We start from the raw sequence: 4,712 nt of genomic DNA, 5'->3' as shown, positions 1-4,712 counted from the left end.
GGTGGTGCCGCCGGGGGTGGCGGTGCCCTTCGTCCAGGATTCGATGCCGCGGTTGTCGCAGACGTAGGCCTGCACGGCGCCGTCGGTGACCCGGATGTCGACGGTGACCTTCCCGTTCGTCGACCGGCCCGTGTAGACGACCTCGGCCGGTCGCGGCCGGTGCCGGGGCGGCCGTCGGAGCGGGCGCCGCCGGGAGGGCGGACGAGCCGGCGGCCTGTTCGACGGCGGCGGGGGCCGCCGGTGGCAGCGGTTCCGGTTCCGCGGTGAGCACGACGTTCGCCGTCGCGGCCCCGGCGGCGACCGCGCCGACGGCGACCATGGTCAGGAGGGGTCCGGAGAGTCGCATGTCAGCCCACCTCGATCCGGACCGAGTCGAACGCGGGCGTCTGGTTGGCCCGCTGCATCATCGGGGTGCGGTGCGACCCGTCCCCCGCCCACGACGAGCACTGCAGCTCGCCGGTCTGCTCGACCCCGGGCACGTCGATCGTGACGCTGTCCGGCCGTGCCCCTCCACCGCCGTCCTCGGTGGCCTGGAAGAACAGCGGATCGGGCGACGAGTCCGGTGCCTCGCCCGGGTCGGGCAGGATCCGGCAGGCGGTGTGGAAGTGGCCGCGCTGGAGTCCCTGGCCGTCGAGCAGGGACGCCTCGGCGTAGTAGCCGCCCTGGGCCGCGGGGAGGAACCGGTCACGGACCAGGTTCCGGGTGCTGACGGTCAGGCGGAACGACTCCCCGGGCCGGACCGTCGTCGGGGCCTGGGTGATGAGCAGCGACGGGCTGCGGTCGGCGTCGGCGACCTCGCCGAACGCGGTGGACACGCAGCGGGGCGCCTTCTGGAAGCCGTCGTGGGCGGTGAGCCGGCTGCCGGAGCAGTCGACGGCGAGGATGTCGAGCGCCGACGGCGCACCCTTCTTCTCCCCGTCGCCCGCGTCGGGCTCGTCCTCCGAGGGCTCCTCCGGATCCGGGAGTTCCTCCGGGGGCGGGGAGCACGACCACGCCGGGCACACGGGCCCCGGCTCATCGGGCTCCGGTGACGGGTCCGGTGACAGCGCCGGGGCCGGGGCCGGTGGCGGCTCGGCCGACCAGGGTTCCGGCAGCGCGGGGGACGAGCCCGACGCGGGCGACGGGGAGAAGAAGGGTGCGCCGTCGGCGCTCGACATCCTCGCCGTCGACTGCTCCGGCAGCCGGCTCACCGCCCACGACGGCTTCCAGAAGGGCGCCCCGCTGCGTGTCCACCGCGTTCGGCGAGGTCGCCGACGCCGACCGCAGCCCGTCGCTGCTCATCACCCAGGCCCCGACGACGGTCCGGCCCGGGGAGTCGTTCCGCCTGACCGTCAGCACCCGGAACCTGGTCCGTGACCGGTTCCTCCCCGCGGCCCAGGGCGGCTACTACGCCGAGGGCGTCCCTGCTCGACGGCCAGGGACTCCAGCGCGGCCACTTCCACACCGCCTGCCGGATCCTGCCCGACCCGGGGCGAGGCACCGGACTCGTCGCCCGATCCGCTGTTCTTCCAGGCCACCGAGGACGGCGGTGGAGGGGCACGGCCGGACAGCGTCACGATCGACGTGCCCGGGGTCGAGCAGACCGGCGAGCTGCAGTGCTCGTCGTGGGCGGGGGACGGGTCGCACCGCACCCCGATGATGCAGCGGGCCAACCAGACGCCCGCGTTCGACTCGGTCCGGATCGAGGTGGGCTGACATGCGACTCTCCGGACCCCTCCTGACCATGGTCGCCGTCGGCGCGGTCGCCGCCGGGGCCGCGACGGCGAACGTCGTGCTCACCGCGGAACCGGAACCGCTGCCACCGGCGGCCCCCGCCGCCGTCGAACAGGCCGCCGGCTCGTCCGCCCTCCCGGCGGCGCCCGCTCCGACGGCCGCCCCGGCACCGGCCGCGGACCGGCGAGGTCGTCTACACGGGCCGGTCGACGAACGGGAAGGTCACCGTCGACATCCGGGTCACCGACGGCGCCGTGCAGGCCTACGTCTGCGACAACCGCGGCATCGAATCCTGGACGAAGGGCACCGCCACCCCCGGCGGCACCACCCGCCTGACCGGAGAGGACGGCGCGGAGGTCGAGTACACCGTCGCCGACGGCGTCGCCACCGGCACCGCCCGCGCCGACGGAGGTCCTGGGACTTCACCGCGACCCGGACCGACGCCTCCGACCCGGCCCCGGCCGCGACGCCGGCCGCCGCACCCGCCGAGGCCCCGGCCGAGGCGCCGGCCCCGTCCACCGGCGGCAGCGGCTACGGCGGTGGGTACTGATGTCCCCCCGCGCGCGGCACGCGGACCGCGAGCTCACCGACCCGGTCGGGTTCGCCCCGGTCTCCGCGGACATCCCGAGCCCCCGCGGCCCCGAGCACAGCGGTGGCTGGGCCGCCGTCCCGGAGCCGTCCTGGGCACCCGACCACGACCCCGGCGGCGGCGCGGACCGGTGGGCGGGCACCGCCGACCGTCGCCGCGACGCCGTCGCGGGGGACCTGTTCACCCGACCGGCCCGCTCACCCCGCCCCCGGGCGGCGGCTCGGGCACCCACGGGGTCGCCGCGCCGCGCCGCCCGGCGCCCGCCGCCGGGGCCGCGCGTCCCGGCCGCCCGCGCCGGGCCGCCGGTGACGACCCGCCCTCCGGATGGTCCGAGGGCGCCGACGACACGGCCTGGTCCGGGAGCACCCCCGGCCGCTCCCGGCCCGCCGGCGCGGACCGGCTGCACTGGTCCGACGACGCCGACCACCGCGGCCGGCCGGCAGGCACGGCCGACCACCCCGACGCCTACGAACCGCTCGCCGGCTACGCCGAACCCGGCCGCTACGACCGGACGGGCTACGGGACGGGCGACGGGGCGGCCGCCGGTACCGACGTCCGCACCGGCGCCCCGGCCGAGGACCCGGCTGCCGCGTACCGCGAGCGCCCCGCACGCCCCGCCGTCCGCGACCGGGCCGACGGCGGCGACCCGCCCGCAGGCCCGGTCGGCGCGGCCCCGGCCGTCGACGGTCCCGCGCGACGGCACCCGACCCGGCGCGCGCCCGTCGCCGCCCCGACGCCGAGGCGGCCCACGACGTCGCGGTCCCGGCGGAGGGTCTGTCGTGGCGGGTCGTCGCCGTCCCCGTCGTGGTCGGGTCGCTGGTCGCGGTCGCGCTCGGCGTCTGGGCCCGCCAGCACGTCGGCACCGGCGTCGCGGTCAACCTCGCCGGCTTCTCCAGCGGCGCCGCGGCCAAAGGCGTGGCTCGGTTCGGCCGCCCTGGTCCTCGCGATCGTCCAGGGCGTCACCGGCCGGATGATGATGCGCGGCTACGCCGACCCGGTGACCGCGGTCGTGCACCGCTGGTCGGGCCGCGCCCGCGGTGCTGGTGACCGTGCCCGTCGCCGCGCAGTGCCTCTACGCGTTCGGCTGGTCCGGCGCGACGACGTCGGCGCTGCTGCACTCCCGCGCTCGGCTGCCTGTTCTACGGCGCGTTCGTCACCAAGATGCTGCTCCTGCGCCGCCCCGGCGTGCCGGGATGGCTGCTCGCCGTCGCGGGCGGGGTGCTGCTCGCCGTCCTCGCCGGGGTCTGGCTGACCTCGGCGCTGTGGTTCTTCGCCGGCCACGGCCTGTCGTTCTGACCCCCCGACCGCTCCCACCGTCCCCCGGAGGTCCCCCGTGTCCCCGATCCCGCGCCGCCGGCTCCTCGCCGGCGCCGGTGCCGCCGTGGCCTGCTGCGCCGCGGGCTGCGCCACCTACGGAACCCCGCGCGACACGGCACCCGCCGCGCCCGCACCGACCACCCCCGCCCCCGCGGCGGCCGCCCCGAGCAGCAGCACCGCCGCGGCACCGGCCGGCATCGCCGCCGTCGACGACGTCCCGGTCGGCGGCGGCCGGGTCTTCGCCGAGCAGAAGGTCGTCGTGACCCGCCCGGACGCGGACACCGTCCTGGCGTTCGACGCGACCTGCCCGCACCAGGGCTGTCTCGTCGACCAGGTCTCCCCGGCCGGCATCTCCTGTCCCTGTCACGGCAGCCTGTTCGCCGTCTCCGACGGGGCCCCGCTCGACGGCCCCGCCCAGGCCCCGCTCACCTCGCGACAGGTGCGGGTCGAGGGCGGGCAGGTGGTCCTGGCCTGACCGGCAGCCCGCGGGACCGGCCCCGGCCCGGCGGACCCACACCGTCGTGATCGTCGCGGGTCGGAGCTCTGCCTGCGCGATCGCGTTCGCGTTCGCGTTCGCCCGGGAGAGCGGCCGCCCGCTGAGAGCCCCGCGGGGCGAACGACGGACTCGGCTGGTCCCGACGGCCGAACGCATTCCCATCCGTCGCGCTCGCGGGTCCGTCCACCGGTCGGGGTCTCAGCTCGCGAACAGCGGCCCCCGTCGGTCCGTAGCGTGCGGTCCGCACCGGTTCCGTGGCCGCTCCCCGACTTCCGCGCCGCGCGACACGTCGCCGGATCCGGCGACGCTCCCCGTCGCCGGACCCGCGCGTCCTGGCCGCGGTGCCGGAGGACCGCCGTGCCCGGGACCTCGACCCCGGGCACGGCGGTGCACACCGCCGACGGAAGGCCCCCCATGAGCACGTCCGAGACCCGTACTGACACCCCCGCCGCCCGCGTGCCCGCCCCGCGTCGTGCCGACCGCGGCGAGCGCTGGACCGAACGGCTGGGTTGGAGGAGTCCCCGGACCGGGAGTCCCGGGTCAGCCGAGGGTGAACGGGTCGCGGTGCCGCCGGACAACTCCACCCACACCGACTTG

The 4,712-nt window shown here is 77.6% G+C and carries 5 protein-coding genes and 2 pseudogenes; 6 read left to right on the top strand and 1 reads right to left on the bottom strand.

Annotation, left to right across the window (positions count from 1 at the left end):
- Window positions 1–347: 347 nt before the first annotated feature.
- Entirely contained in the window at window positions 348–1,190 is an 843-nt protein-coding gene (locus tag DMP15_RS30080; RefSeq protein ID WP_337827009.1) for a hypothetical protein, read from the bottom strand.
- Between the two features lie 373 nt (window positions 1,191–1,563).
- On the opposite strand from DMP15_RS30080, the gene DMP15_RS30075 reads away from it, so the two are divergent.
- From DMP15_RS30075 to DMP15_RS30055, 6 genes and pseudogenes are all read left to right on the top strand, one after another.
- Complete coding sequence (locus DMP15_RS30075) at window positions 1,564–1,695, top strand: hypothetical protein (RefSeq protein WP_337827008.1); 132 nt, start codon at window positions 1,564–1,566, stop codon at window positions 1,693–1,695.
- Window positions 1,696–2,626: 931 nt separating this feature from the next.
- Window positions 2,627–3,205 (top strand): annotated as a pseudogene (locus DMP15_RS30070) (DUF6529 family protein); the annotation flags it as partial.
- Window positions 3,206–3,339: 134 nt separating this feature from the next.
- A pseudogene (locus DMP15_RS30510) lies at window positions 3,340–3,384 on the top strand (hypothetical protein); the annotation flags it as partial.
- A 52-nt stretch (window positions 3,385–3,436) separates the two neighbouring features.
- Window positions 3,437–3,598 (top strand): DUF6529 family protein, encoded by a 162-nt coding sequence (locus tag DMP15_RS30065; protein WP_443217726.1) that lies wholly within the window; start codon window positions 3,437–3,439, stop codon window positions 3,596–3,598.
- Between the two features lie 37 nt (window positions 3,599–3,635).
- A complete protein-coding gene (locus DMP15_RS30060) occupies window positions 3,636–4,094 on the top strand; it encodes a Rieske (2Fe-2S) protein (RefSeq protein ID WP_073575701.1) in 459 nt (152 codons plus the stop codon).
- A gap of 435 nt (window positions 4,095–4,529) precedes the next feature.
- Window positions 4,530–4,712 (top strand): hypothetical protein (locus tag DMP15_RS30055; RefSeq protein WP_337827007.1); only part of this gene is annotated, 183 nt, incomplete at its 3' end.

It is taken from the genome of Pseudonocardia sp. UM4_GMWB1, from assembly GCF_017312155.1.
Classification (GTDB): Bacteria; Actinomycetota; Actinomycetes; order Mycobacteriales; family Pseudonocardiaceae; genus Pseudonocardia; species Pseudonocardia alni.
This window is presented reverse-complemented; position numbering and strand designations above follow the sequence as displayed.